Source organism: Shimazuella sp. NTD248, assembly GCF_059510395.1.
Map to the genome: position 1 here is coordinate 133,691 of NZ_JCAJZT010000002.1, position 25,740 is coordinate 159,430.

Here is a 25,740-nt window from a genome sequence, read left to right on the forward strand (position 1 = left end):
CATTGTAACACAGATAAGACCTATTCTTAGAATAGACATAAAAATGTCAAAATCACAGAAAGGTAAATATTCATAAAAAAAGCACTCCGATTGAGTGCTTAAATTTTAGGTGGCGGGAATATTCATACAGGCTTCACGGTTTGTTTTAAAAGTCTTGACGGAATTTTGTCTTTTTTGACAATATCTTCATATGTTTCGCGTTCCACGATGACTTCAGCTCGGCCATTTTGCACTAATACAACAGCCGGTTTAGGCAGACGATTGTAATTGCTAGCCATGGAATAATTATAGGCACCAGTGCAACTAACAGCTAATATATCTCCTTTTTTTACAGGTGGAAGATGAACATCCCAAATCAACATATCCCCAGATTCACAGCACTTTCCAGCTATGGAAACCAATTCAGTTGCTTCTTCATTTGCTCGATTGGCCAGCATTGCTTCATATTTTGCATCGTATAGTGCCGGTCTTGGATTGTCAGCTATTCCACCGTCTACTGCTACATACTTACGAATACCTGGAATCTCTTTCATCGTTCCGACAGTATAGAGTGTTGTGCCTGATTCTCCAATGATCCATCTACCTGGCTCTAACCAGATTTCAGGGCACCTTTCTGGAAATGCTTTTTCGATAATAGCTGTTATTCCTTGAATTATTTCTTCGATCGACCTTGGCGTATCTTGTTCTGTATAACGAATCCCAAAACCACCACCAATATTTAGTACGGCAGGAAAGAAAGCATACTCTCTATGACAGTCATGGATTAGCTCTACTAAACGATTGATAGCAACTGCAAAAGCATCTGCGTCAAAAATTTGTGAACCTATATGTGAGTGAAATCCTTTTAATAATAAGGATGAACTTCCTAATACGTATCGTACAGCTTGATCTGCTTGCCCACTTGATAAATCAAATCCAAATTTTGAATCTTCTTGTCCAGTTTGCACAAAATTGTGTGTATGTGCTTCTACTCCAGGAGTGATCCGAAACAAAATCGGAACAATTTTCCCCATTTCACTTGCTAAATCCTCTAACATGGTCAATTCTACCATATTATCCACTACGATATACTTTACTCCGTGATTTATCGCTTCTCTCAATTCCTCTATAGACTTATTATTTCCATGAAAATAAATACGATCTGCTGGGAACTCTGCTTGAATTGCTGTATACAATTCCCCTCCAGATACAACATCCAATAAATAACCTTCTTCTTCTACTATTCGACACATAGCAAGCGTATTAAAGGCTTTACTTGCATACGCAACATGATAAGGAATGGATGTCTGTTCACAAGCTGATTTTAGCCGTCTCATTTGATTACGAATATTCGTTTCATCCATCACATACAGCGGAGAACCAAACTGTTTCACTAGTTGTGTTGTATCGCATGATCCGATTTCTAGATTGCCATCATGATTGATTTTTGCAGTCCCATGTAAATACATTTCGCCTTATTCCCCTTTGTGCCAATAATACTCTACTATACGCTAGTCTGTTAGAGGATAAAAGCATTATTTTCACTCATTTTGATAATGAATATTTAAGATGAGCTGTATAGCTTTGGTTGTTATGGGGGAACCGATGGACATAGTATCTCGATGGTGCATCTTACCGATATCTCCTATACCAATAATGACGGGAATAAATAACTGATTTAATATTTCTACCGTGTCTCCATATATTCTTGCTGTGCGTTGTTGTTGAAGATAACCAAATTTATTCACACCTGTACTTACTACATTTCCATAACAATCCAATGACATATGTACGGGTGTTCCTCGACTTCTCATACAATTAGATGCAACTACAATCGCTCCTAGCACCTCTATATCTGGATGAGTCGCAACATTATACATACTGTTCTCTCCAGCACCAATCTTGCTCGATCCACAATCATCAAACATCACAAGCACTGGATCATAAGGTGCTTGCTGGATAAAAGAGACCAATTCATCCCCAGTAAGCGGTGAAGGATTTCCAGCAGATAAGGAGATACACCGTCCTCCAATGTTTCTTGCTGCCTGCTCCAAACTATCTTTTGCTATTTGATCTCCATCGGTGACTAATATCACTTGTCGCTTAGCCATGATTTATCCTTTTGGTTTAAAAATAAACGCAGTTAAAAGACCAAAGATGATTGCGGCTGATATTCCGGCGCTTGTAATTTGAAAAATACCCGAAAGCACTCCGATTAAACCTTCTTCCTCTACTGCTTGCAAGGCTCCATGTACCAAAGAATTACCAAAGTTTACAATCGGAACAGTAGCCCCAGCACCAGCAAAGGAAATTAACGGGTCATAGAGTCCTATCCCATCCAGAACTGCTCCTGCAACTACTAAAATACTCAAAACATGTGCAGGGGTAAGTGGAGTTAAATCCATCATTAATTGTCCAATAACACAAATGAGTCCTCCGACAATAAAAGCACTAAGAAATGATCCCAATGACAAACCCCACCTTATCATGTGATATATGAAAGGTAGTATGTCCAAAAGCTTAGTCAAGATACAATTGGGGGTTTTGTATAAATAACTACAACTTCCTAATACTATATTTAATTCATTTTGAAGTTTAAACGAGGTCTTATGATGGAAACAAATCCAAATAACACACAGGACAACAAACAAAACAGCAATCCTATCTCCAGTGACATCATGGTGAATATAGATTACATATCCAATAGATTCTCTCATAGCCCTGATTTAATGATTCGTTCATTCCAAACAAAAGGCGGAGAAAATGTTGCGTTATTATTTTTTAGTTGTCTTATCGATAAAGTTTCCATAAATGAAAATATATTACGACCCTTAATGTTCCATTTGGACAATATCAGCGATATATTTCAACCTGAAATACCACTTCCCGTTGGGAGTGTTCAAAAGTTAAGTTCTTGGGTTGACATTGAAAAAGCTATGTTCCGAGGAGAGTCAGTCCTCTTTATCGATAGCATCTCCCATGCACTGGCATTTTGCACTCAAGGATGGCCACAACGTGCTATTACAGAACCACAAATAGAATCCTCTCTAAAAGGCGGACATCAAGGATTTGTAGAATCGCTAGAAATAAATCTTGCGTTAGTTCGAAGATACATAACAGATGATAACTTAGTGGTGAAAGAACATTCCGTAGGAAAACGTGCTCCTGCCAAAGTGTTCATCCTATATATAGAAGACGTAGTTAATCCAGATTATGTACAAGAGGTGACAAATCGCATTCAAAATATAAAAAAAGATGCGGTATTAGATTTAGGTGAGCTAGAAGAAATGATCGAAGATGTACCACTTACTGTCTTCCCTCAATTTTTGATTTCAGAACGACCAGATAATATTGCTTCCAATCTCTTACAAGGGCGAGTAGCAGTTCTAATGGATCACTCCCCTAACGCTATCGTTGCCCCTATGACATTGGCTGCATTCTTTCAAAGTCAAGACGACTACAGCTCTCGATGGATAGTCGCTTCTTTTATACGATTGTTGCGATTGGGTGCATTTTTTTTAGCCATCATATTGCCAGCCCTGTACATTGCCGTTATTTCTTTTCACTATGAAGTAATCCCCCTAGATTTAATGTTATCAATAGGTGAATCTCGTTCTAAAGTCCCATTCCCACCGATATTAGAAGCGATTTTAATGGAAATCGCGATTGAAATGCTCCGCGAAGCAGGATTACGTCTACCAAGTCCAATCGGGCAGACAGTAGGGGTTGTTGGAGGGATTGTAATTGGAGAAGCTGCAGTCCAAGCAGGGATTGTGAGCAATATCATGGTCATTGTTGTATCCGTTACTGCTATCGCTGGATTTATTATCCCAAACTATGACATGTCAAGCGCTGTCCGATTAATCCGTTTTCCCATTATGTTCATATCTGCTCTATTTGGAATCGTCGGATTATCAGTAGGATTAATGGTACTATTCGCTCATCTCATTGCACTCAAATCACTTGGTGTTCCTTTTGGAAGTCCCATTTCACCCATTCATTTAAGGGATTGGAAAGATGTTTTTGTACGCGTTCCGCTAAAATGGATGAAACAAAGACCTTTCTCCGTTAACCCACAGCAATCTAGACGTCTTGGAGAGGAAAAAGAATAACATGCAAAAGAAAACTCCATTATCTTTTGGTCAATTTATCTTCGTTATTTATAAAACACAGATTGGAGTAGGTGTGTTAACTCTTCCTCACGATCTGTTTCTCTCTAGTGGAATGGATGGATGGATTGCGGTTATCTTTGGGTGGATCATTAGCATCATTATCGGATTCCTTATTATTAACACCTTGGAAAAACACCCGGATGAAACGCTTTATGATTTACTTCCAAAGTATTTTGGTAAATGGCTCGGAAAAGGGATGCTTTTTTGCTGGATAATGTACACATTGTATGCTGCAAGTTATGTGTTTATGTACACCATTTATCTCATTAAAGTCTGGGTTTTGCCCAATACTGATCCGATCCTACTTGGGTTACTTTTTATTGTTCCGATTTTCCAAATAACCGTACGTGGTCTACCAATGATCAATCGATATGCAGAATTCACTTTTCTTATTACGATATGGATGTATCCCGTCATCTTAATTACAGCCCGTTATGGAATGTGGTTTAACTTACTTCCTATCATAAAAGATGGTTGGATGCCCATTTTTAAGTCTACTCCTACAACAGCACTTTCCTTTTTGGGATTTGAACTCCTCTATCTTATATATCCCCATCTGAAAAATAAAAAACAAGCCTATAAAGGCATGTTTATAGCGAATACCATGACAGCTATTGTGTTATTACTCGTCACCATTTTAAGTTATGTACGCTTAAGTGAAGCAGAACTTTCTTATGCTATCTGGCCAACATTAGACCTTATCAAATTAATTCGTTTTCCTTTTTTAGAACGCTTGGAAATTGTCTTCATTTCCGCTTATATCATTATCTTATTAATGACGATTATCCCATACCTTTACATGGCTTTATCTGGAACTTCTCAACTCTTCCAGCGATCGTCATTAAAAAAAACATCTCTTATAGCCGTATTATTACTTTGGATTATCATTCTTTATTTTCCGATTATCGGATTTCAACCTATCATCTACTTTAAAAAATGGTTCGCTAATTTAGGTATGATTTTTGCCTTCGCATTTCCTGTCCTGCTTTGGTTATATAGCAAAGTATTTTTGGCTTTACGAAAGGGGCAGATAAAAGGATGAAAATCAAATGGATTACAGTCATCTTTTTTTGTTTGTGCTTGCTCATAAGTGGTTGTGGCGATCAGATGTATCTAGAAAGATCGGATATTATCCTTTTACTTGGTATTGATTTGAATGATAAAAATGAACTGATATTTTATGCAGATACTCCTGTTTTCAGTACGGATGCCAAAAAAAAAGATCGTCAGATGAAGGTAAAAGCAAAAAGTTTACGTGAAGCTAGGTATCAGTTTGATTCCTTGAGTCCAGGAGAAATCGTCAAAGGAAAAATTCAAACTATCTTACTTGGAAAAAAGCTTTTACAAAACAAAGCAGTTTTACCTTTCATAGATGTTATATTACGCGATCCGAAAGATGATCTAAATAGCAAAGTTGTTATGGTAGATGGGTCTATAGATGATATTTTTAACGCAAATATGAGCGATAAAGGCCGTCTTGCTGTTGTGATAAGAAATATGGTAGACACCTCTTTTAGTAGTGGGGTAATTGCCAATCCAAATTTACAACAGTACGTTGCCCAGCAGTTAGATACAAGATTTACACCCATGATACCTGCGATAAAAGTAATCAAGAACGAGCCCAAAATTACAGGTATGGCATTACTATCTCATAAAGGTTTTTATGTAATGACATTGAATTTGTCTGATAGCCCATTAGTATTAAGTATACAAAAATTCTTTACCGAAAGAATTCCCTTGAATATACAGATTACATCTGACAAAATTCATGCAAAAAAAGAACTTAAACTTATCAGTATACAGATTAAAGAAATCAGACGAAAAGTAAACACAAAATTTGTGAATGGACATTTTGAATTTGATGTTCAGTTAACGTTGTATGCAGACCTGATAGAAAGAATGTTCTTTTTAGATGCAGAAAAACATGCTGCACTTCTAAAAAAAGTCATTGAGGAACAATTGGATAAAGAATTTAACAACCTGATACAAAAAATACAACAAAAGAAGATTGATCCTATTGGTTTTGGTGTTTATGCAAAAGCAATGCAATATGATCAATGGAAAAAAATCAAAGGTGAATGGTTTGACGAAAACGCCAAAGCAAAAATAAAAATCCGAACCAATTTAATCTTAATTAACACAGGTGTCAGCCATTAAAATAGGGTGGAACAAGCGTACAATCTGGTATATCTGCTTGATTTGGAACATAACAAGATAATTTCTTTAAGAAGTAACACGTTTCAGGAAGATGGTGCTCCAAAAACCGGTAAGTCAATCTATTTAACAATTGATTATCTTTATATTCCTGCAAAATACGGATGACCAATTGGTTGAACTCGTTTACAGCTACGATTACTTGATGGACAAATTTCTCCTGTTGGGGTACGTCCTCATGTGTAAAATGTTCCATTTGTGCTAATGCACGATTGTGAAATAAATAGGATAAAAATTGTCTGGCTAACACTTGTGATTTGGCAATGATCTCCCCTTCCAGTGGATCTAGTCCGTTAGCTACTAGCTCAGCATGTCCCGCCTGATCTTCTAGCCACAAATCAAGTAGTTGAACAAGAGACAAGGGAGGGGCTTCTTTGCCACATGACAAATAACCTAAAATTCGAAGGTACTCCTGATTTTCCAATAAAGTTCCAGTTAAAAAAGAAGGAGTTAAATTAAGGTTTACCTTATTTCTTAATCTTAAATATTGCAAATTAGACTCTAAAGTAAAATACCCATATGCTACAGGATGAACTTCTCTGGCAAAATGAATCAATTCCGGTGAAGAAACTTCTAGATAAGGATCAATTTGTGTTAGCCTTTTTCTCAAATATCTAAATTGATCAATGTACTGATTTGCAGTCCTTACGTACTCTTTTTCTGTTGGGGATAAATAATCTCTAACAAAATGAGCGTGATCATCTAATATTTTTAACCAGAATTGATGCTCTTCCCACGGAGAAATATAACACTTATCCATCTATTTTTCCCCCTCTTCTTATTCGTATCATTTTATTAGATGGGTTATGGCTTTATCCCCTTTTATAGAAAAAAGAAGACCTTACAGGGGTCTTCTTTTCTTACAAAAGATGTGATTTCATTTGCGATATTATTTTCTTCTCCAACCTTGATACTTGGACTTGAGATATCCCTAACCTTTTCGCCACATCAGATTGAGTCTGATCTTTGTAATAACGCAGATACACAATCAATTTTTCTCGCTCTGTTAAATGCTCAATCGCTTCCTTTAAAGCTAATTTATCAAACCAAGTTATATCAGATTCATCTGCAATTTGATCCATGAGCGTAATCGGATCACCATCATTTTCATATACCGTCTCATGTATAGAAGTAGGCGCTCTATTTGCTTCTTGAGCAAATACGATCTCTTCTGGTGTCAGCTCTAATTCATCTGCAACTTCTTTTAGTGTAGGAATTCTATTTAATTTTTTGCTGAGCTCGTCTTTCTTTTTCCTAACTTTGGTAGCTATTTCTTTTAGTGATCTACTCACTTTTACCATTCCATCATCACGCAAAAAACGCTGAATTTCCCCAATGATCATTGGAACTGCATAAGTAGAAAATTTGACATCGTAGGATAAATCAAATTTATCAATTGCTTTGAGTAATCCAATTGACCCGATTTGAAACAAATCCTCTGCATCATAACCTCGACCTAAAAATCGTTGCACAACAGACCAAACCAATCGAATGTTGTGTTTTATTAAATGATCTCTAGCGGAATTGTCTCCACTCTGGCTTTCTTGAATCAGTTGCTTTACCTCTTTGTCTGGTAAGTACCGGTGCCTTGTATTCCTTACATCAGCTTCCATTTTACCATCCCTCAATTCGCCATCGTTTGAGGATGATTTTTCAACTGCTTCACAAGATAAACGGTTGTTCCTTGACCTGGATTTGAACGAATCGCGACCTCATCCATGAAATTCTCCATGATGGTGAACCCCATACCTGATCTTTCAAGTTCCGGCTTTGAGGTATAGAGCGGCTGACGGGCCTGCCCTATATCATCAATTCCAACCCCTTTGTCAGTGATTTGAATCGAAATTTTGGTACCTTGAATTTCAGCACGAATATATACCTGTTCTTCAGGATGTTCTTCATATCCATGAATGATTGCATTGGTTACTGCTTCAGAAACTACCGTTTTAATATCATTCAGCTCATCTAAACTCGGGTCTAATTGAGATACAAAAGCTGCAACGGCAATTCGTGCGAAAGACTCATTCTCCGAAAGACTAGAAAAGGTAAGTTCCATTACATTTCGATAAGCATTACTCATGAGGCCACCTCACATGCATAAACAGCACTACGCTCATCTTGATAAGTAGGCAAAATTTGAAATAATCCTGACATCTCCATCAATTTAAAAATAGATGTTGAAACAGAACAGAGATACATTTTTCCGCCCTTGCTGGTCATTTGTTTATATCTACCTAAAATCATCCCTAAACCTGAACTATCCATAAATTGAAGGTTCTCAAGATTCAAAATAAGATGAGTATGGATATCCTTCACCAACTCTGCTTCTATTTTTCTTCGTACATCTGAGGCAGTATGATGATCCAAATCTCCATTCAGTCTAACAATAAGCACTCGATGATTGGAAGTTATATTTACAGATAACGACAAACCTAGCACGCTCCTCTCCATCCTTTAACGAATACATTCTCTCTATTCCCTTATATTTCCTGCTAACAAAAACCCGATGTGCAGCTCTCCTTATACAAAAAGTACCCTATCGAGTAGGATTTTTTTACGGGTCTACACAATAGGGTACTCTTTATAAAATTGTCTAAAATAATGTATCTTCTAACACTCGTTTGACAGAAGACCAAAAACTAGCTCTTCCGATATCACTCGAACTTATCAATTCAAGTGAGGCAACTCTTCTTCCCTCTTTATGAAACTCCACCGTTCCTAAAACTTGTCCCTTTTTGATAGGGACTTGTAAGGTGCGCCATTTAATAACTTTGCGTATACCGTTTGGATTTTCTCCTCTTTTTAACATCATACTAATTGGATGACGAGCACGAATGGAGATATACTCCGGATCTCCTTTTTCTATCCGTAGTTTCGCAATTACTTGACCTTTTTTGTAGAATACCTGATTGGTGAACTGAGCGAATGCATAGTCAAGCATTTGAGATATTTCTGCATTTCTTGTTTTTACATCTGGTTCACCCATGACAACCGCTATAACCCGAAAGTTTTCTCGTTTTGCAGTAGCAGTGAGACAAAAACGTGCTTCACCCGTAAAACCTGTCTTAAGACCATCGAGACCCGGATAAAAGCGAACCAATTTATTAGTATTTACTAACCAAAATGGTTTTTTACTTCCTTTACGTAAGTAATCTTGGTATAGACCTGTAAACTTCGTAATTTCCGGATGTTTCAACAACTCACGGGACATAAGTGCAATATCATGCGCAGAAGAATAATGATCTGCTATTGGCAGTCCATTAGAGTTTTGGAATTTCGTATCATTCATCCCTATTTCCTTCGCCCGGGCATTCATCATTTGGGCAAAACGTTGTTCCGTTCCACCTAATTTTTCCGCCATAGCCGCAGAAGCATCATTTGCAGAACCTACTGCGATCCCCTTCAGCATATCACGAACACTCATTTGTTCTCCAGGTTCCAAAAATATTTGTGAACCACCTTTAGAAGCTGCATTTTCGCTCACACTAACTTGATCCGTCCACTTCAATTGTCCTCGTTCGATGGTTTCCATGATCAATAGCATGGTCATTACTTTGGTAATACTAGCCGGTGGTAATTTATCGTGTCCGTTTTTCTCAAAGATGATAGCACCTGTATCAGCATCCAAAAGTACCGCTGATCGAGCGTTTGGTGCTAAATCAGATGAATTGTCTGGACCTGCAAAAGCGAGCGCAGGAATACCTGCCAAACCCAAACAAAAAACAGAAAAAAGAATGCTAAATCTTTTCCACATTTATCTTCATTCCTCCTATCGTACGACCATAGTGTGCGCAGCAGACAGGAAGAATATTCTTGTACAAAATGTCACCGTGCAAAACATATCAAATCATTTTCCTTTATCATCCAGCCAGAATGAAATAGCGGATATAAGGAAAACAACTTATGGTATAATAACAAGGTTTGGAAATCTTATTATCAAGAGGTTACTGACATGATCATCCAATTCATTCGATTTCGGTAATGTAGGTACAGAAAATGAATACTCACTCCTTTTTTATTTATAATGGAGTGGGTTTGTTTCTCTGTGCCTTTTTTCATTCACCGATACTGATTATGAATGGATGAGGTGTTTCTTTATGTCTACAGACAAAAAAAAGACTTTACAAGCAAAGCTTTTTTTAGGAAATCAAAGTATTTTTAAATGCCCACTATGCTCCCAACCAATGAAAATGGTTTACAATAAAAGCTTGGTATGTTCCAAAAATCATTGTTTTGATTTATCCAAAAGGGGATATGTGAACTTTTTAAACCATTCTCAAAAAACAAAATACGAAAAAACTTTGTTTGAATCTCGGAGAATGATTTGGAAAGGTGGGTTTTTTGAACCATTAATTGAGGAAATTAGTGTAAAGATCAAAAATGAACCTTTCAAAAATGAGCGAATGACTATTTTAGATGCAGGCTGTGGGGAAGGATCTGCATTATCCAGTCTACGAGAAAAAACCTTGGCTCAGACCACAAACGATTTTTTGGGGATAGGCATAGATATTTCCAAAGCAGGTATTGATCTAGCTTCACGAGATTACACAAATCTAATCTGGTGTGTTGCTGATATTGCTAATTCTCCATTTGGTGAAGATCGATTCCATTTTATTTTGAATATTTTATCGCCATCTAATTATACAGAATTCAAAAGAATATTAACGGATGATGGGATGGTAATAAAGGTAATCCCTGAAAAGAACTATCTTCACGAATGGAGAAGCTTTTTTTACAAACATACAGACAAACAAATTTATTCAAATCAAAAAACCTTGCAACGATTTCGAGAGCATTTTAAACTTCTAGATGTGAAACAGGTACAATATTCTGTAAAATTAAACAGTACACTTGTAAAACCGCTCATTCAAATGACTCCGTTGTCTTGGAGAGCTACAGAAATGCAACTCCAACAATTTTTAAACACAAATTCCAAAACCATAACGGTTGATTTAGTTATTCTCTTTGGAAAACCTCACTAAAACTAATAAACGAAAACACCAACTAGGTCTTGACTCACAATGCCCAGTTGGTGTTTTGTTTCGTAACCTATATCATTCTATTGTCATACCACGACTATATTGTTAACTTCTTCCCATTCGTTTTTACGAATGATTTCCGCTATCTTCATTCCTTAAACCTCATTTATTATCCCTTTTACTAACTTGATAAACTTAGGTTTTGTACGATTGGCTGTTTCCATCACCTGTTCATGCGAGAGTGGCTCCAATTCTTCTCCAATCGCCATATCTGTAATGCAAGAGATTCCAAGTACATCTAATCCAAGAAAACTTCCTGCGATTACTTCTGGAACGGTAGACATCCCTATGGCATCCCCACCTAAGTTACGAAGCATAATGAGTTCAGCTGGTGTCATATAAGTAGGTCCACTAATACCAGCATATACTCCTTTTTGAATGAAGAAATCATGCTGTTTAGCAACTTTTTCAGCTAACGAAATCAGTTTAGGTGTATATGCGCTGCTCATGTCTGGAAAGCGTGGGCCTAATTCGTCGAGATGTGTTCCAATAAGCGGGTTGGACCCGGACATATTCAGATGATCTGTGATCACCATCAAGTCTCCTGCTTGAAAATTTGCATTCATTCCTCCTGCTGCATTGGTGACTATCAGGTTTTCAATTCCTAATAATTTCATCACAAACACAGGAAACACAACCTGTTGTTGGGTATAGCCCTCATAAAAATGAATTCTTCCTTGCATGGCTACTACTGTTTTTCCTTCTAATTCACCTATGACCAATTGTCCTGTATGACCTTCAACTGTCGAAATGGGGAAATGGGGAATTTGATCATAAGTAATCTTAGCAGGATTTTGGATTTGGTCTGCTAGACCTCCTAACCCTGACCCAAGTATCAACCCTATTGACGGTTTTATATCACTTATTCTTTTAATAGCTTCAGCTGCATCTTTTATCTGTTTCCAACTATCCATGTTATAACTCCTAACGTATTTCTTTAAGAATACTGTGAAGCAATTGTATAAAGTCACCTTTCACACGTTCTGCTGTCTCCATTACCTCAGCATGACTGAGCGGTTGTGGTAAGATACCTGCCGCCATATTGGTGATACAAGAAATACCTAATACCCGAATACCTGCATGACGCGCAACAATTACTTCCGGCACGGTAGACATTCCAACTGCATCTGCCCCAACTGCCCGAATCATCCGAATTTCTGCTGGAGTCTCATAAGATGGACCAAGGACAGCTGCATATACACCTGATTGAAGCTTTATTCCTTGCTGTGCCGCTAATTTGGCTGTCAGTTCTCGTAATTTCACATCGTATGCAGTGGACATATCGGGGAAACGCTCTCCTAACGAAGCATCGTTTGGCCCAATCAATGGATTGCGGTACATCAGATTGATATGATCTTGAATCAGCATTAAGTTACCAGGTTCAAAGGAGGTATTTACTCCTCCGGCAGCATTGGTAACCAAGATAGTCTCTACACCAAGTGCTTTCATCACCCGAATAGGGAATGTAACCGCGTCAAGAGCATGACCTTCATAGAGATGAAACCTTCCACGCATGGTAATAACCTGCTGCCCTTCTAATTCACCAACTACTAATTCTCCAGCATGCCCTTCTACTGTAGAAACTGGGAAATGGGGAATCTGATCGTATGTGATGGTGACAGCATCTTGAATTTCATCGGCAAGCATTCCTAATCCTGATCCCAAAATCAACCCAATTTTTGGCTCAACCTTCACCTTTTTCTGTATGAAAGCTACTGCTTCCTGTAATGATGTCATCTCGCTCATCCCTTTATTTTTTGATAAAAACTCTCTCCAAGAGGCGACTTTACTTGAAAAATATCAGCAATCGTAGCACCGACATCTGCAAATGTTTTACGAACTCCTAAACTTTTTCCCCCATCGGTTCGGTTTAGATTGTAAGCTAATATTGGTGTATATTCTCTTGTATGATCTGTTCCATGAAATGTCGGATCATTTCCATGGTCAGCAGTAATAATCAGTAAATCTTGCTCGGTTAATTTTCCTATAATCTCTGGAAGACGAGCATCGAAGTCTTCGAGTGCTTTCCCATATCCTACTGGATCGCGCCGATGGCCAAACTTCGCGTCAAAATCAACCAAGTTGATAAAAATGAGTCCTTCTTTTGTTTCATCACAACAAGTTAACAGTTTATCTACCCCATCCATGTTTGACTCAGTATGGACAGATTTGCTAATACCTTCCTCATCAAAGATATCAGATATTTTGCCGACTGCAACAACTTCAATTCCAGCATCTTGTAAGTAGTTTAAAACTGTTTTATATGGTGGTTTCACACTATAATCTTTTCGATTTGCTGTTCTTGTAAAGTTTCCTGGTTGTCCTACAAATGGTCTGGCAATTACCCGAACAACTGACCAACGATCCTCTAACGTAAGCTCTCTGGCAACTTCACAGATATGATACAGTTCTTTCAATGGAACTACTTCTTCGTGGGCAGCAATTTGGAAAACACTATCAGCAGAAGTGTAGACGATAATATTTCCGGTTTCCATATGTTCTGCTCCGAGTTCTTCAATAATCTGGGTACCGGATGCGACACAATTACCAATGACTTTACGACCAACTCTTACTTCTAATGCTTGAATAAGTTCAAGAGGAAACCCATTTGGATAACTTGGAAACGGAGTACTTGTTTCTAACCCCATCATCTCCCAGTGTCCCGTAGACGTATCTTTTCCTTTTGATATTTCTACCATTTTCCCATAATAGGCTGTTGGATGATGTACAGCTTTTACCCCTACAAGTTCTTCAATGTTTCCTAAACCCATCTCCTGCATATTGGGCAGTCGTAACCCGTTTTGATGCTGAGAAATATGTAGCAATGTATGCGAGCCAACATCATTAAATTTACCCGCATCTGGTAATTCTCCTATTCCAACACTATCTAAAACAATTAGTATTACTCGTGACATGGACACTTTTTTCACCTCTATAAGCCAATAGTCAAAAAATCCTCTTTGGTGCTTCTTCCTTTCAGAAATAGATTTTAAGCTTCCTTCTTCTATGTATCATGCACTTTCTAATCTATCAAAAAAGGGATTCACCGCATAGCCTTAGCATGCACCGTATCCCCTGTTACCATGCTTTGAACTTATTCACCCATGCCATAAAAAACAACTAATCGATCTAGCCAACTCATTTTAGGAGATAATATCGGTTCCATGGTTTCATTTGTAGATACTTTTACTGCATTACCATATGGCTCTTGATACGGTGATCGTAGTGGAAATATATTTGAAAATAGTTGGAACAGCTGGACAAGGATAAACAGAAACAAAAAAAATAAACAAAAAAACAAACTAACTTTCTTTATCTTTCTAAGCGATAGAATCATAAAATCACCCTTTATCCATTAATAATTCACTTTATGGAGAAGGGTGATAAAATATGTTAGAGAATTACTAGATTCATGACATCGTTTAATGGTGTGTATGACAGTTGAAGACTCTCAGCAACAGCTTCATAAGTAATATGCCCATTCATTACATTTACCCCTTTTGCTAAGGGGCGATTGGAAGCAATCGCCTTTTGGGCACCTTGTGTTGCGATCTGAACTGCATATGGAATCGTCACATTTGTCAACGCAATCGTGGAGGTACGCGGAACTGCACCTGGCATATTTGCAACGGAATAATGAACAACCCCATATTTTTCATATATTGGATTACTATGAGTTGTCACTCGATCTATGGTTTCAATCGATCCTCCTTGATCAATAGCCACATCAACAATAACTGAGCCAGCTTCCATCTCTGCTACCATATCTTCCGTTACTAGCCTTGGAGCTCTTCTTCCAGGTATGAGAACTGCTCCAATTAGCAGATCCGTTTTGCGAACTGCTTCTCTTATATTGTAAGCATTAGACATAACTGTATTAAGCCGGCCTGCGAAAATATCATCCAATTGACGTAAACGCTCAGGGTTTACATCTAATAGTGTTACATTCGCCCCGAGTCCCATCGCCATTTTAGCTGCATTTGTTCCTACTACTCCTCCACCGATAATAACTACATTACCTGCTGGCACACCAGGGACACCACCTAAGAGCACCCCTTTACCTCCATGTGGCTTCTCCAAAAATTGAGCACCTATTTGGACTGACATTCTCCCTGCGACTTCACTCATAGGTGTAAGCAAAGGTAATGCACCATTATCTAGCTGGATCGTCTCATAAGCGATAGCTGTTACTTTTTTCTCCATTAATGCCTTTGTTAACTCCAATTCTGGAGCTAGATGTAAATATGTAAAGAGAATTAAATTCTCACGAAAATATTCATATTCAGCGGCTAAGGGCTCTTTTACTTTCATGATCATTTCTGCTTTCGACCATACTTCTTTTGCTGAACCTAATATTTCTGCCCCATGTTCTGCATATTCTTCATTCGTGAAACCGCTTCCAACGCCGGCGTTTGTTTCAATGATTATACTATGACCAGCACGCGTTAAAGCATCAATACCGGCAGGTGTTATGGCAACACGGTTTTCATTGTTTTTAATCTCTTTTGGAATACCAACTATCATGACTTTTCCTCCTTTGCATTACAAAGTATATATTACCACTTTTTAAATTAATTTAGTCGATAAAAAAAGAGATCTTTTAATGATCTCTTCTTCATCACGTAACCCGTGCACCTACTAATTTTTTAGGATCTGCAACGACTTCTTTACAACGTCTACAGACACCATGAAAAGTTAGTCGATGGTCTACTATCTGAAATTGATATTCTTCTTCTACTTTCGCTTCAATCGGTGTCAACAAATCTTCCATAATTTCGTCTACTTCTCCACAGTTTAAGCAAATCAAGTGATGATGATGATGTTCTGCCCCTTCAGCCCGAAATTCATATCGAGTAACACCATCGCCAAAGTTAAGTTTATGAATGACAGAGAGGTCACTTAACAACTCCAGAGTACGATATACAGTAGCTAATCCAATCTCTGGTGCCTTCTCCTTCACCAACAGGTAGACATCCTCTGCACTGAGGTGTGCTTCTTCATTCTCGATCAGAACGCGGACAGTTGCTTCCCGTTGGGGGGTTAACTTGTAGTTATGGGCAGATAGTTGTTGTTTTATTTGATTCACCCGTTTTTCCACAGACACACCCCCTATGCCATATGTTTATTATAGGTGAGAAATTAGGGGGAAGTCAAACTAAATGAAAAGAACTATCAAATAAGAATCATTATAAGGGAATAACATTTTTCATCAAGGATGGAGAAATGTACGCTTCCGTTGCTGCAACCAATACCAAACAAATAGTCAATGCTGTTGCAAGTAAAGAATATCGAACAAATTGAGGATATATTGGTCCCCTGTTGTGGATAAATCGATTTTTAACAAGTGTGATAGAAAACTGAATTCCTGCGACAGATAGCACGAGTAAAATTGGAATTACAATTATATTGATGGGAACCACTGCAGCAATTGCAAACCAAAAACCTTTCCACGATAGTTGATTAATCAAAAAACCAATTGTAAACCCAGTGACCAAACCTTTGAAAAATAAATAAACCAACATGATAGGAATACCAATGACAGAAAGTCCAAGGATCCACATCAAAGCGAGCATTTTCAAGTAATCTCCAATAGAATGTTGAAATGCCACACTTGGGTCTGCAATATCATCTTGAGCTAAACCACGAAAAAAGTAATGTAAATATTGCAGTAACTCCCCTTTTTTGTTTGCATCCAGTGTGTTAACAATCACAGCACCAAACACTACACCAACTAGAAATAGTACACCTACAAACAAATAGATAGATTTCTGTGCTAGAATGTGTTCCGCAAGCATACGAACAAAATGTTTTTTTCGCTTCATCTTTGAATCCCCGCCTTTCTATTCCCTCCTATTCTATGAATCTAAATGAGCAGATATGATAGGAAGAAAACAAAGAAGAAACTAGAACAAAAAACTTTATTTTTGTTCCATAATTTGATAAGTTACCCAGCCAGTAATATCTTTTTGTCCATCATTTCCACTTACGAAACACCAGATATCCGAATCATCATCATCTACTTTTGTATTGTCAATATGCAGTTTTTGCCCCTTGATAACCTGCTGGATGATGTTCGATTTCTCATCAGGATTTTCATATACATTTCCTTGGTCAACCGTCACCTGTTGATCCGTACCCTTAAGTTCTTCTGCTTTTTTCACTGCTGCTTGATGTTTTTCATCTTGTTGAACTGGTTGTCCTTCTCCATCTTTTGGCGGTGTTTCTTCTTGTGTTGGTGTTGGAGAATCTGTTGGAGGATTATTTTTTGAGGGATCTGATGCTCGGACAACTTTTACAGGAACGTCAACTTTAATGGGTATACTAGGCTTGTCCTTCTTGGTTATAGTGGTAATCCTCTCTTGAATAGGATGAATATACGTCTTATCATCCTTTTTCATGACCATTTGTGTCTGCCCGTTGGTTGATTTATTAGAAAAACGCAACATATTCTTCTGAGGTGGCTGATTATTTTTCTGTGATGTCGATTGGTTTTCTTGTGATACTTCTTTTGATGGAAACGTTACCAAACCACAACCCGGGAGAATAAAAAAAAGAGTTACTGCCATGATCATATAAGAAATACGCTGCATGTTTGGACCTCCAAATAGAGCAATTATTTCAAAAAAATACATGCTGAATAGCTACGATTATTTTCCGAGAAAACTGCAAATAAATCAATATATAAATTACGAAAATTGTTACTTTTTTATTAACAAAAAAAACAAGTAGCTAAAACCCCGCTACCTGTAAATGAAAAATACATTAAAATCGGTATATACTCTCTACGATAACACCACAGAAGTACGTTAAACCTAGACAAATAGAACTAATCATCCCAGGTGCTTCTAAAAACATGGATATATCAGAGTGATAAGAAAGATACAGCAAGGCATATGTAATGGGAAAGATCGTATTCAATACCAATATAATACGAGAGACAATCCCGCATGCTGTTATATTCCTCCGATAGTAATAACCAAGTAGTGTGTTGACAAGGAATACAAAGGTGAGTAATCCGTAAAGCAGGGCATCACCTAAAGCCTTGCCAAGTATCATAATCCCAAAAAAACAAGCAGCATAGAGCTGAAAGATAATGGGATAACGAGCAATTGGCTTTCGATACCAATCATTTAACACTACTACTAGATTAAAGACAATCACCATTAATGTTGTTAGAAGTAGTAGCATCGGCCATAAATAGGACCACTCAAAGAAATTGGTAATGATTAATCCTGATACAAAAGGCAATACATATAATACCCATAGCCTAAGTGTGTAGCGTGCTGCTGTGAGGGAAATGTTTCTGTTTTGTGTCTCTTGAGTCACTTCCATCACCCCGAAGTAATAAACAGAATACTTCCATTATACCATAAAAGATGTTTTTTCACAAAACTTTCAATTCTACAACTGTTTTAATTGCCATAATGTGATAGTGTGCAAGGTTTTAGCATCACATATCTCTCCGGAAGCGATCTTCTCCCTGCATTCCATCAATGTTAATTCCACACATTCCACAAATTCATCCTCATCAAAAGATGTTTCCCCTGCTGTCAACTGACTAGCTTCAAACAAATGAATGTATTCATCAGCAAAACCAGGCGATGTATAGAATCCTATGAGTTTCTCCCAGTTTTTTGCACTATACCCTGTTTCTTCTTTTAGTTCCCTGCGAGCACAAACTTCAGCTTCTTCACCTGCATCTAATTTTCCTGCTGGAATCTCATAAATAGTTTTTTCTAAAGCCTTACGAAATTGCCGAACCAATATCAATTTGTTTTCATCAGTAATAGCCATGATAGCTACGGCTCCCGGATGTTTCACAATCTCTCTATTGGATGTTCCTCCATTTGGTAAATTCACCTTATCCAATTGAACACGAATGATTTTTCCTTCATATATTTGCTCTGTTGAGATTGTTTTTTCCTCTAAATTTTTCATAGTTATGTATCCTCCTCGTTCAACATATTTTTTATTATATCTTTTTTCTGGCAACACTGGACGAAAAGCGACGAATGGAGGACAATTAAGTTGAATAAAAGTATAAAACTTACTGGTAAAGCGTGGCAGATCCAAGCACAATTGCGTCAGTGGGCAAAGTCTCCAATTACGTTAGCAGAATTTATCGATCGTAATACGAGAAAAGGAAAACACCTTCGCCTTATTAAGTAAGAATAACATTTGAGGTGAAACATTCTGAACGCATATCAAGCAGACACTTTAGAATCTTTACAAGAAGCATTACAACAAATAAAAAAATGGGAAAACGATCAATCTGACCTCTGGTTTTGGGAAAAGATTGGTCGGATCCCTTTTGCTATCCTCGACAAGTTAACACCGAAACTAATCCAAAAATATATTGGCATCGCCTTGGATGAACTAGGAAGCTACATTCAAACAGGCGGGCAATACTTGATTGCACAGGATAAAATCTTACAAAAATACAAACCACATTTGTTTTTACAATCATCTTCAGAGGTTACGATCGAGAGAGTTTCCGAAGTCCCTCTTTCTTTCATGAACCAAGTAGCCAAAGATAACAAAGATAACCATACCAATTTTGCAACTGTTCAAGGAGCCACAACTGGATTTGGTGGAATTTTCACTTTGGCTATCGATATCCCCCTACTCCTTGGAACATCGTTAAAAGTTTTACAAGAGATGGCGATCACATATGGTTATGATCCACGGAAAAAAGAAGAACGCATTTTCATCGTAAAATGTCTACAGTTTTCTAATTCGGATTTTGTAGGAAAAAAAGCCATATTGAAGGAATTAACAGAAACAGCTACTGAACAAGAAGCCATTTCAAGGCTCCAAGGTTGGAGAGAAGTTATTCTTTCCTATCGTGACAATTATGGCTGGAAGAAGCTATTTCAAATGGTTCCCGTTTTGGGGATGATTTTTGGTGCGATTATCAATCGGTATACCATTCAAGAAGTTGCGGAAGCTGGTGAAATGTTATATCAAAAGCGCCGGGTTTTAGCTAAGTTACATGAATTAGAACAGAAACAACAAGAGCTAGAAACCCAGCCTGAATTTTTTGACAAGGAAAAAAAAGAGGAAAACGATGAAAATCTATGATATTAGTGAACCCTTATATAATGAAATGACGGTCTGGCCTGGTGATAAAACATACCACTTTAAACTCACTTCTGTCATAGGAAGTGACAGCTGTGCCAATGTTGGACAGGTCTCTTTTAGCACCCATACCGGGACTCATATTGATGCCCCCTATCATTTTGATAATAACGGAAAACAGGTGCATGAATTAGACCTCTCTTTGTACTTTGGGCCATGTAAAGTAATTCACCTATTTGGAAAGCAGTCCATCACAATAGAAGATTTACAATTCTTCCATCTGCATCACACGCAGCGTCTTCTCATTCGTACTGATTCATGGGAAGATAAAACTTCTTTTCCAAAAACATTCACCTACCTTGAGACTGAAGCAGCAGCTTATTTGCAATCTCTAGATATAAGACTCATAGGAGTAGATGTCCCTTCCGTAGATCCTGCCGACAGTGAGACACTGCCTGCTCACCACGCCTTGCATCAATCAGGTATTCACATATTAGAAAGGGTTGTTCTAACAGAAGTACCGGCAGGTGAATATGAACTTTCTGCTTTACCCCTTCCCATTGTCGGCGGGGATGGCAGTCCTGTTCGAGCTGTACTACGGCCGTATTCCGCAGATTAAGAGCCTTCATTTATATGGAGGTTTTATTATTTATATCTCCAAAGTGCTTTAGCAATAATCATAAAATACATACAATTCGTTTGGTTAAGAAATAAAGAAAGCGCTTGCAAAATGAATATTCTTCGTTATAATACTTGTATACAAGTATACTTGAGTTTTAGGAGGTGCTTACATGGATGAAACGAAAGAGCATTTATACCCTGTTAAATGGCTTGCCAAAGCTTCTGCTGGTGATCGAGTAGCGAGTGAGCTTAGAATGCGTATTATCTCTGGCACAATTGAAAGCGGTACCATTTTATCTGAAAATAAAATCGCAGCAGATTTTGCTGTGAGTCGCTCTCCTGTTCGTGAGGCGTTAAAAACACTTGCTGCGGAAAATATTATCCGCTTAGAGAGAATGGGTGCAGTTGTTATCGGTTTAACGGAAAAAGAAATAGAAGAAATTTATGATGTCCGCCTATTGATAGAGACATTTGTCTTTGAAAGACTCGCTCAGATGAATGTACATGTTTTAGTAAACGAACTTAGTAAAATACTAGAAATGATGAAAGTAGCGATCAAGTATCAAGATGCAGATGAATTTTCCTATCAGGATGTCCTATTCCATGAAACTATTATTCGTGCTATTAACCATTCTTATATGCTCATGATCTGGAATAATTTAAAACCTGTGATGGAAAGTTTCATTCTTTTATCGATGCGTGTCCGTATAAAGGAGAAATACGACGATTTTACACGAATTATAAAAAATCATGAGCTTTATATTGAAGCGATAAAATCAAAAGATAGAGCCCTGATGATAAAGTCTCTGCATAAAAACTTTGATGATGTTCAAGGTAAAGTGGAAGACTTATGGAGATCACAGCAATTGCTTGCAAAAGGAGAAGAGCAAGAAAATGACTAGCTATATGTTAGGAATCGATATCGGTACAACAAGTACAAAAGCTGTTTTGTTTACCGAAAAAGGAGAAGTGATCCAAAAAGAAAATATTGGCTATCCTTTGTATACACCAGATATGTCCACAGCGGAGCAAAATCCTGAAGAGATTTTCCAGGCAGTGTTACAGGTTATTTCCAATATAACGAGAAAACATGCAGATAAAAAACCTGTATTCCTCTCCTTTAGTAGTGCAATGCACAGTGTCATTGCCATCGATGAAAAAGATAAAGCCCTGACACCATGTATCACATGGGCAGACAATCGAAGTGAGGAATGGGCGCATAAAATTAAACATGAGTTTCATGGTCATGAAATCTACAGACGAACGGGAACACCGATTCATCCAATGTCCCCCTTCGCCAAAATCGCATGGCTTGTACACGAACATCCCGAAATAGCAATCAAGACAAAAAAATATATTGGCATCAAAGAATATATCTTCAAACGTTTTTTTGATCGCTATGTAGTCGACCATTCTCTAGCTTCTGCGATGGGGATGATGAATCTCCAGACACTGGACTGGGATACAGAGGCTTTAGAAGTTGCTGGCATCACTTCCGACCAACTCTCAGAGCTCGTACCGACAACCACAATATATCGTAACTGTTGTCCTGATTTAGCAGAGCAGATCGGAATTGACCCTGCTATCCCATTTGTTATCGGAGCTAGTGATGGTGTCCTTTCCAATTTAGGAGTAAATGCGATAAACCGAGGAGAAATAGCCGTCACCATCGGGACAAGCGGTGCTATTCGCACGATTATCGAACAACCACGAACGGATGAAAAAGGTCGGATATTTTGCTATGCCTTAACAGAAAATCATTGGGTGATTGGCGGTCCTGTGAATAATGGAGGAATGGTTCTTCGCTGGATTCGCGATGAGCTCGCTTCTTCTGAAGTGGAGACGGCAAAGAGATTGGGGATTGATCCCTATGATGTTTTAACAAAGATCGCTGAACGGGTTAGACCAGGTGCAGAGGGATTATTATTCCACCCTTATCTCGCTGGAGAACGTGCCCCATTGTGGAATCCAGACGTTCGAGGCTCCTTTTTTGGACTAACGATGTCACATAAGAAAGAGCATATGATTCGAGCAGCATTGGAAGGCGTTATTTACAATTTATATACGGTGTTTCTAGCATTGATCGAATGCATGGATTCTCCTGTGACCCACATCAAAGCAACTGGCGGATTTGCCCGCTCAAATATTTGGCGCCAGATGATGTCCGATATATTTGAATCCGTTGTGGTTGTACCGGAAAGCTACGAAAGTTCTTGTTTAGGAGCATGTATTTTAGGACTATATGCCACCGATAAAATCGAGTCCTTTGAAGTCGTTTCCCAAATGATCGGCAATACGTATCAACACACACCACAAGAAAACGCCGTTAAGGAATATCGACAACTATTACCGATCTTCATTCATCTTTCTCGAGTACTAGAAGAAAACTATACACAAATCGCAAAATATCAAAGGAGCTTTCTACACAACTAGAGAAATAGGGAGGACTTATCATGCCACTACTCATTGTCGCAGTTGGAATTTTAGTCTTATTACTACTGATCATGGGCTTAAAATTAAATACATTTATTTCCCTCATCATTGTGTCATTTGGTGTTGCCTTAACCCTAGGAATGCCGATGGATGATGTAGTAGCCTCAATCGAGAAAGGATTAGGCGGCACACTTGGCCATTTGGCATTGATCTTTGGGCTTGGTGCAATGCTTGGAAAATTACTAGCAGATTCCGGTGGCGCACAACGAATTGCGATGACCCTTGTCAACAAATTTGGCGAACGAAATATTCAATGGGCAGTAGTCTTCGCATCTTTTATTATCGGTATCGCTTTATTCTTTGAAGTTGGACTTGTATTGTTAATCCCGATTGTATTTGCCATTTCAAAAGAATTAAAAGTATCTATTTTGTATCTAGGGATACCGATGGCAACAGCACTATCTGTCACACATGGTTTTCTGCCCCCACATCCAGGCCCAACAGCTATCGCTGGTGAATTTAAAGCCGATCTTGGACAAGTATTACTTTATGGATTCATCGTTGCTATTCCAACCGTCATTATTGCAGGACCTCTATTCACCAAACTCGCTAAAAAACTCGTACCTGATTCCTTTAACAAGACTGGTAACATCGCCTCTTTGGGCGAACAAAAAGTATTTAAATTAGAAGATACACCTGGTTTTGGAGTCAGTGTACTCACTGCTATTCTTCCTGTTATTTTAATGGCGATAGCCACAATTATTACCTTGCTCCAAGAAACAATGGGAATAAAAGATAATGTATTGTTAGCAAGTATCCGCTTTATCGGCAGTGCAGCTCCTGCCATGCTGATTTCCATATTAGTTGCCATTTATACCATGGGACTGGCTCGGAAGATACCGATGAAATCCGTGATGGACTCCTGTACAACCGCTATTACCCAAATCGGCATGATGCTCTTGATCATCGGTGGTGGTGGAGCATTCAAACAAGTACTGATCGATGGCGGTGTAGGTGACTATGTAGCAGAATTATTTAAAGGCACTGCGATTTCCCCTATCTTACTCGCGTGGATCATCGCTGCAATCTTACGGATTTCCCTGGGGTCTGCTACAGTTGCTGCTTTAACCACCGCAGGACTTGTCATCCCAATGTTAGGACAAACCGATGTCAATCTCGCTCTAGTTGTACTTGCTACAGGTGCAGGCAGCTTGATCGCCTCCCATGTTAACGATGCAGGCTTCTGGATGTTTAAAGAGTACTTTGGCCTGAGTATGAAAGAAACATTTGCCACTTGGACATTGCTGGAAACGATTATCTCTGTATCTGGACTGGTGTTTACGCTGTTATTGAGTACTGTCGTCTAAACTTTACACTTTTCCTTAAAAAAGCAAAACGGCTTAAAATCAAGTCGCTTTGCTTTTTTCATCTATATTATCTTTACCCTTTTGTACGTCTTTACCATCTGATACTTGTGCTAATTTATCCAAGTAATATTTCTCCTCGCGATACATATGATCAGCCATTAACGGTGCAATCGTTCCAAGTAATGTTTTGTTTGAAGTCATTTCTTCTATTTCTTTCAAAAAATTTTGGAAAATCTTTATCTGTAACTCCACATCTCGATTAAAACGACTAAGAGCAGGAAATTGCATACAGTTAGTACGTAAATAGCCAGCTAATTCAATCGCTTTTAAATAAAAAGCCTCAAATCGATCCGTAAAAAAAATGGTCTTTTCCAGCCATTCTTTCTCCACACCATCTGTATTTTCATTTAGTGCTGTAGCGTGCCCTGCTGCATCAGGCAGCCATAGGAGGTGATGATGCAGAGAATGAAGATTAGGCGGGAGTTGGTTTTGCTGAAAACAATCCAGTATGCGCATATATTCTTCGAGTTCATTTAACATATGATTGAGAAAAGTTGGAGTCAGATGAAAGGAGATTTGTTCCGTCAATAATCGTTTTAATAAATGGAGCTTAAACTTCCTCAACTTACTTACGGCATCATAAACAGCATCAAAATCATATTGCCGATGTTGATACAAATCATCAAATAATGCATATAACTTTTGAGCCTTGTTTATTTCCTTTTCTTCATTAGGAGCAAGTGCCTCCAAAATAAACTGACAATGATCGCGAAGGATATGCAACCAGAAATGTTGCTCATATTCAAGTGCTTCTTTTAATTTGTCCAATTGATCCAC

Annotated in this window: 29 protein-coding genes; 10 read left to right on the forward strand and 19 right to left on the reverse strand. The window is 38.1% G+C overall.

The window, feature by feature from the left end; genetic code table 11:
* Nucleotides 1-122 precede the first annotated feature (122 nt).
* The 3 genes from lysA to spoVAE form a co-directional block, all read right to left on the reverse strand.
* Nucleotides 123-1,448 carry a diaminopimelate decarboxylase gene (lysA, locus tag AC5WOE_RS05270; RefSeq protein WP_496052082.1) on the reverse strand — a complete coding sequence of 442 codons (1,326 nt, stop codon included), beginning with the start codon at nucleotides 1,446-1,448 and terminating at the stop codon, nucleotides 123-125.
* A 72-nt stretch (nucleotides 1,449-1,520) separates the two neighbouring features.
* On the reverse strand, nucleotides 1,521-2,090 hold the full coding sequence (gene spoVAEA, locus AC5WOE_RS05275; protein ID WP_496052083.1) for a stage V sporulation protein SpoVABEA: 570 nt from the start codon (nucleotides 2,088-2,090) through the stop codon (nucleotides 1,521-1,523).
* A gap of 3 nt (nucleotides 2,091-2,093) precedes the next feature.
* Nucleotides 2,094-2,447, reverse strand: a complete 354-nt coding sequence (spoVAE, locus tag AC5WOE_RS05280; protein WP_496052084.1) for a stage V sporulation protein AE — start codon at nucleotides 2,445-2,447, stop codon at nucleotides 2,094-2,096.
* A gap of 144 nt (nucleotides 2,448-2,591) precedes the next feature.
* On the opposite strand from spoVAE, the gene AC5WOE_RS05285 reads away from it, so the two are divergent.
* Genes AC5WOE_RS05285 through AC5WOE_RS05295 form a run of 3 tightly spaced genes read left to right on the forward strand, consistent with a single transcriptional unit; the run spans nucleotide 2,592 to nucleotide 6,308 of the window.
* The gene (locus AC5WOE_RS05285; protein WP_496049748.1) at nucleotides 2,592-4,091 is read left to right on the forward strand and encodes a spore germination protein; all 1,500 of its coding nucleotides are present in this window, start codon (nucleotides 2,592-2,594) and stop codon (nucleotides 4,089-4,091) included.
* A gap of 1 nt (nucleotide 4,092) precedes the next feature.
* Nucleotides 4,093-5,193, forward strand: coding sequence for a GerAB/ArcD/ProY family transporter (locus tag AC5WOE_RS05290; protein WP_496052085.1), 1,101 nt, complete (start codon nucleotides 4,093-4,095; stop codon nucleotides 5,191-5,193).
* On the forward strand, nucleotides 5,190-6,308 hold the full coding sequence (locus tag AC5WOE_RS05295) for a Ger(x)C family spore germination protein (protein WP_496052086.1): 1,119 nt from the start codon (nucleotides 5,190-5,192) through the stop codon (nucleotides 6,306-6,308). Before AC5WOE_RS05290 ends, AC5WOE_RS05295 begins: the two co-directional genes overlap by 4 nt.
* Here the strand turns inward: AC5WOE_RS05295 and AC5WOE_RS05300 are convergent.
* From AC5WOE_RS05300 to AC5WOE_RS05320, 5 genes are all read right to left on the reverse strand, one after another.
* Nucleotides 6,298-7,125 carry a DUF2935 domain-containing protein gene (locus AC5WOE_RS05300; RefSeq protein WP_496052087.1) on the reverse strand — a complete coding sequence of 276 codons (828 nt, stop codon included), beginning with the start codon at nucleotides 7,123-7,125 and terminating at the stop codon, nucleotides 6,298-6,300. The genes AC5WOE_RS05295 and AC5WOE_RS05300 overlap by 11 nt on opposite strands.
* Nucleotides 7,126-7,225: 100 nt before the next feature.
* Nucleotides 7,226-7,978, reverse strand: coding sequence for an RNA polymerase sporulation sigma factor SigF (sigF, locus tag AC5WOE_RS05305; RefSeq protein ID WP_496049744.1), 753 nt, complete (start codon nucleotides 7,976-7,978; stop codon nucleotides 7,226-7,228).
* Between the two features lie 11 nt (nucleotides 7,979-7,989).
* Nucleotides 7,990-8,445: an anti-sigma F factor gene (spoIIAB, locus tag AC5WOE_RS05310; RefSeq protein ID WP_496049743.1), complete on the reverse strand. Its 456-nt coding sequence runs from the start codon at nucleotides 8,443-8,445 to the stop codon at nucleotides 7,990-7,992.
* Entirely contained in the window at nucleotides 8,442-8,795 is a 354-nt protein-coding gene (gene spoIIAA, locus AC5WOE_RS05315; protein ID WP_496052088.1) for an anti-sigma F factor antagonist, read from the reverse strand. Before spoIIAA ends, spoIIAB begins: the two co-directional genes overlap by 4 nt.
* 163 nt (nucleotides 8,796-8,958) lie before the next feature.
* Nucleotides 8,959-10,119 carry a D-alanyl-D-alanine carboxypeptidase family protein gene (locus tag AC5WOE_RS05320; protein WP_496052089.1) on the reverse strand — a complete coding sequence of 387 codons (1,161 nt, stop codon included), beginning with the start codon at nucleotides 10,117-10,119 and terminating at the stop codon, nucleotides 8,959-8,961.
* Between the two features lie 343 nt (nucleotides 10,120-10,462).
* Between AC5WOE_RS05320 and AC5WOE_RS05325 the strand changes: the two genes are divergently transcribed.
* Complete coding sequence (locus tag AC5WOE_RS05325; RefSeq protein ID WP_496052090.1) at nucleotides 10,463-11,347, forward strand: putative RNA methyltransferase; 885 nt, start codon at nucleotides 10,463-10,465, stop codon at nucleotides 11,345-11,347.
* 152 nt (nucleotides 11,348-11,499) lie between these two features.
* Here the strand turns inward: AC5WOE_RS05325 and AC5WOE_RS05330 are convergent, their stop codons facing one another.
* The 10 genes from AC5WOE_RS05330 to AC5WOE_RS05375 form a co-directional block, all read right to left on the reverse strand.
* Nucleotides 11,500-12,318, reverse strand: a complete 819-nt coding sequence (locus tag AC5WOE_RS05330) for a purine-nucleoside phosphorylase (RefSeq protein ID WP_496052091.1) — start codon at nucleotides 12,316-12,318, stop codon at nucleotides 11,500-11,502.
* A 10-nt stretch (nucleotides 12,319-12,328) separates the two neighbouring features.
* Nucleotides 12,329-13,141 (reverse strand): purine-nucleoside phosphorylase, encoded by an 813-nt coding sequence (locus tag AC5WOE_RS05335; protein ID WP_496049739.1) that lies wholly within the window; start codon nucleotides 13,139-13,141, stop codon nucleotides 12,329-12,331.
* 5 nt (nucleotides 13,142-13,146) lie between these two features.
* Complete coding sequence (gene deoB, locus AC5WOE_RS05340; RefSeq protein ID WP_496052092.1) at nucleotides 13,147-14,319, reverse strand: phosphopentomutase; 1,173 nt, start codon at nucleotides 14,317-14,319, stop codon at nucleotides 13,147-13,149.
* 179 nt (nucleotides 14,320-14,498) lie between these two features.
* Complete coding sequence (locus tag AC5WOE_RS05345) at nucleotides 14,499-14,741, reverse strand: DUF4227 family protein (protein WP_496049737.1); 243 nt, start codon at nucleotides 14,739-14,741, stop codon at nucleotides 14,499-14,501.
* A 56-nt stretch (nucleotides 14,742-14,797) separates the two neighbouring features.
* Entirely contained in the window at nucleotides 14,798-15,928 is a 1,131-nt protein-coding gene (gene ald / locus AC5WOE_RS05350) for an alanine dehydrogenase (RefSeq protein ID WP_496052093.1), read from the reverse strand.
* Between the two features lie 94 nt (nucleotides 15,929-16,022).
* Nucleotides 16,023-16,502: a ferric iron uptake transcriptional regulator gene (gene fur / locus AC5WOE_RS05355; protein ID WP_240874083.1), complete on the reverse strand. Its 480-nt coding sequence runs from the start codon at nucleotides 16,500-16,502 to the stop codon at nucleotides 16,023-16,025.
* Nucleotides 16,503-16,590: 88 nt separating this feature from the next.
* On the reverse strand, nucleotides 16,591-17,226 hold the full coding sequence (gene spoIIM, locus AC5WOE_RS05360) for a stage II sporulation protein M (RefSeq protein ID WP_496049735.1): 636 nt from the start codon (nucleotides 17,224-17,226) through the stop codon (nucleotides 16,591-16,593).
* Between the two features lie 96 nt (nucleotides 17,227-17,322).
* The gene (locus tag AC5WOE_RS05365; RefSeq protein ID WP_496052094.1) at nucleotides 17,323-17,994 is read right to left on the reverse strand and encodes an SH3 domain-containing protein; all 672 of its coding nucleotides are present in this window, start codon (nucleotides 17,992-17,994) and stop codon (nucleotides 17,323-17,325) included.
* A 172-nt stretch (nucleotides 17,995-18,166) separates the two neighbouring features.
* A complete protein-coding gene (locus tag AC5WOE_RS05370) occupies nucleotides 18,167-18,730 on the reverse strand; it encodes a hypothetical protein (protein ID WP_496049733.1) in 564 nt (187 codons plus the stop codon).
* Between the two features lie 75 nt (nucleotides 18,731-18,805).
* Nucleotides 18,806-19,342, reverse strand: coding sequence for an NUDIX domain-containing protein (locus AC5WOE_RS05375; protein ID WP_496052095.1), 537 nt, complete (start codon nucleotides 19,340-19,342; stop codon nucleotides 18,806-18,808).
* A 90-nt stretch (nucleotides 19,343-19,432) separates the two neighbouring features.
* On the opposite strand from AC5WOE_RS05375, the gene mciZ reads away from it, so the two are divergent.
* The 6 genes from mciZ to AC5WOE_RS05405 all read left to right on the forward strand — a co-directional run bounded on the left by mciZ (nucleotide 19,433) and on the right by AC5WOE_RS05405 (nucleotide 24,903).
* Nucleotides 19,433-19,573 (forward strand): Z-ring formation inhibitor MciZ, encoded by a 141-nt coding sequence (gene mciZ, locus AC5WOE_RS05380; RefSeq protein WP_496049731.1) that lies wholly within the window; start codon nucleotides 19,433-19,435, stop codon nucleotides 19,571-19,573.
* A gap of 24 nt (nucleotides 19,574-19,597) precedes the next feature.
* Nucleotides 19,598-20,485 carry an EcsC family protein gene (locus tag AC5WOE_RS05385; RefSeq protein ID WP_496052237.1) on the forward strand — a complete coding sequence of 296 codons (888 nt, stop codon included), beginning with the start codon at nucleotides 19,598-19,600 and terminating at the stop codon, nucleotides 20,483-20,485.
* The gene (gene kynB, locus AC5WOE_RS05390) at nucleotides 20,472-21,101 is read left to right on the forward strand and encodes an arylformamidase (RefSeq protein WP_496052096.1); all 630 of its coding nucleotides are present in this window, start codon (nucleotides 20,472-20,474) and stop codon (nucleotides 21,099-21,101) included. The genes AC5WOE_RS05385 and kynB overlap by 14 nt, the downstream gene beginning before the upstream one ends.
* Before the next feature lie 172 nt (nucleotides 21,102-21,273).
* On the forward strand, nucleotides 21,274-22,005 hold the full coding sequence (locus AC5WOE_RS05395; protein ID WP_496052097.1) for a GntR family transcriptional regulator: 732 nt from the start codon (nucleotides 21,274-21,276) through the stop codon (nucleotides 22,003-22,005).
* Nucleotides 21,998-23,536 carry a gluconokinase gene (gene gntK, locus AC5WOE_RS05400; protein ID WP_496052098.1) on the forward strand — a complete coding sequence of 513 codons (1,539 nt, stop codon included), beginning with the start codon at nucleotides 21,998-22,000 and terminating at the stop codon, nucleotides 23,534-23,536. Before AC5WOE_RS05395 ends, gntK begins: the two co-directional genes overlap by 8 nt.
* A gap of 20 nt (nucleotides 23,537-23,556) precedes the next feature.
* The gene (locus AC5WOE_RS05405) at nucleotides 23,557-24,903 is read left to right on the forward strand and encodes a GntP family permease (RefSeq protein WP_496049727.1); all 1,347 of its coding nucleotides are present in this window, start codon (nucleotides 23,557-23,559) and stop codon (nucleotides 24,901-24,903) included.
* A 39-nt stretch (nucleotides 24,904-24,942) separates the two neighbouring features.
* Here the strand turns inward: AC5WOE_RS05405 and AC5WOE_RS05410 are convergent, their stop codons facing one another.
* Entirely contained in the window at nucleotides 24,943-25,740 is a 798-nt protein-coding gene (locus AC5WOE_RS05410; RefSeq protein ID WP_496052099.1) for a DUF2935 domain-containing protein, read from the reverse strand.

What these genes read in the sequence shown, in the direction of transcription:
- AC5WOE_RS05320 (WP_496052089.1), bottom strand. Translation starts at nt 10,119, where the DNA reads ATGTGGAAAAGATTTAGCATTCTTTTTTCTGTTTTTTGTTTGGGTTTG.
- AC5WOE_RS05300 (WP_496052087.1), bottom strand. Translation starts at nt 7,125, where the DNA reads ATGGATAAGTGTTATATTTCTCCGTGGGAAGAGCATCAATTCTGGTTA.
- AC5WOE_RS05345 (WP_496049737.1), bottom strand. Translation starts at nt 14,741, where the DNA reads ATGATTCTATCGCTTAGAAAGATAAAGAAAGTTAGTTTGTTTTTTTGT.
- spoVAEA (WP_496052083.1), bottom strand. Translation starts at nt 2,090, where the DNA reads ATGGCTAAGCGACAAGTGATATTAGTCACCGATGGAGATCAAATAGCA.
- AC5WOE_RS05405 (WP_496049727.1), top strand. Translation starts at nt 23,557, where the DNA reads ATGCCACTACTCATTGTCGCAGTTGGAATTTTAGTCTTATTACTACTG.
- spoIIM (WP_496049735.1), bottom strand. Translation starts at nt 17,226, where the DNA reads ATGAAGCGAAAAAAACATTTTGTTCGTATGCTTGCGGAACACATTCTA.
- gntK (WP_496052098.1), top strand. Translation starts at nt 21,998, where the DNA reads ATGACTAGCTATATGTTAGGAATCGATATCGGTACAACAAGTACAAAA.
- AC5WOE_RS05290 (WP_496052085.1), top strand. Translation starts at nt 4,093, where the DNA reads ATGCAAAAGAAAACTCCATTATCTTTTGGTCAATTTATCTTCGTTATT.
- lysA (WP_496052082.1), bottom strand. Translation starts at nt 1,448, where the DNA reads ATGTATTTACATGGGACTGCAAAAATCAATCATGATGGCAATCTAGAA.
- AC5WOE_RS05285 (WP_496049748.1), top strand. Translation starts at nt 2,592, where the DNA reads ATGGAAACAAATCCAAATAACACACAGGACAACAAACAAAACAGCAAT.
- AC5WOE_RS05295 (WP_496052086.1), top strand. Translation starts at nt 5,190, where the DNA reads ATGAAAATCAAATGGATTACAGTCATCTTTTTTTGTTTGTGCTTGCTC.
- AC5WOE_RS05335 (WP_496049739.1), bottom strand. Translation starts at nt 13,141, where the DNA reads ATGACATCATTACAGGAAGCAGTAGCTTTCATACAGAAAAAGGTGAAG.
- AC5WOE_RS05330 (WP_496052091.1), bottom strand. Translation starts at nt 12,318, where the DNA reads ATGGATAGTTGGAAACAGATAAAAGATGCAGCTGAAGCTATTAAAAGA.
- ald (WP_496052093.1), bottom strand. Translation starts at nt 15,928, where the DNA reads ATGATAGTTGGTATTCCAAAAGAGATTAAAAACAATGAAAACCGTGTT.
- AC5WOE_RS05365 (WP_496052094.1), bottom strand. Translation starts at nt 17,994, where the DNA reads ATGCAGCGTATTTCTTATATGATCATGGCAGTAACTCTTTTTTTTATT.
- kynB (WP_496052096.1), top strand. Translation starts at nt 20,472, where the DNA reads ATGAAAATCTATGATATTAGTGAACCCTTATATAATGAAATGACGGTC.
- spoIIAB (WP_496049743.1), bottom strand. Translation starts at nt 8,445, where the DNA reads ATGAGTAATGCTTATCGAAATGTAATGGAACTTACCTTTTCTAGTCTT.
- deoB (WP_496052092.1), bottom strand. Translation starts at nt 14,319, where the DNA reads ATGTCACGAGTAATACTAATTGTTTTAGATAGTGTTGGAATAGGAGAA.
- AC5WOE_RS05325 (WP_496052090.1), top strand. Translation starts at nt 10,463, where the DNA reads ATGTCTACAGACAAAAAAAAGACTTTACAAGCAAAGCTTTTTTTAGGA.
- sigF (WP_496049744.1), bottom strand. Translation starts at nt 7,978, where the DNA reads ATGGAAGCTGATGTAAGGAATACAAGGCACCGGTACTTACCAGACAAA.
- AC5WOE_RS05395 (WP_496052097.1), top strand. Translation starts at nt 21,274, where the DNA reads ATGGATGAAACGAAAGAGCATTTATACCCTGTTAAATGGCTTGCCAAA.
- AC5WOE_RS05375 (WP_496052095.1), bottom strand. Translation starts at nt 19,342, where the DNA reads ATGAAAAATTTAGAGGAAAAAACAATCTCAACAGAGCAAATATATGAA.